Origin of the sequence: Mariniflexile sp. HMF6888, from assembly GCF_044335535.1 — a bacterium.
Classification (GTDB): domain Bacteria; phylum Bacteroidota; class Bacteroidia; order Flavobacteriales; family Flavobacteriaceae; genus Mariniflexile.
Genome location: NZ_JBIQVZ010000032.1, coordinates 1 through 466 on the forward strand (window position 1 = coordinate 1; position 466 = coordinate 466).

1 protein-coding gene is annotated in these 466 nt (G+C 54.5%); it reads right to left on the reverse strand.

Going from position 1 to position 466, the window contains the following annotated elements:
* The coding region (locus ACGLWY_RS18665) for a PorP/SprF family type IX secretion system membrane protein (protein WP_396621190.1) at positions 1–466 on the reverse strand (466 nt) is incomplete at both ends.

Here is a 466-nt window from a genome sequence, read left to right on the forward strand (position 1 = left end):
CCGCTTGTCACTGCTGAACATCTGGTAATAGACCGAGGGCTCGAACTCCAGGCCGCTCTTCTTAGGGCCCCTAAAGGTATAACCGGAGTATATCTGGTAGTTCAGAAGCAGGCTGGGCTCGGCGACACGGATGTCCTCGTCGATCTTCTTCTCAAGGAGGTTGTTGGCGTTGAAGCTCGCAAAGAACCCCTTGTTCCTGTACAGCACCCCAACGTCAAAATTGTGGTTGGTGGTGGCCCTGTCGTCGGTTATCACCGGGTTGGAGACCGGAGGCTGGGCCGTGCCATCGGTGAACTTGCTGGTATCGATCCTGAAACTGTTTATGTTATAGGAGATACCGAGCGACAGGTACTGCTTGGAATAGTAGTCCAGGATTAGGTGGTGCGCAAAAGAGAACTTGGCCCCCTTCTGCAGCGTGTTCCCGTTCTTGTCGTTGTAGAACGACAGCCCAACCCCGCTGCGGTCA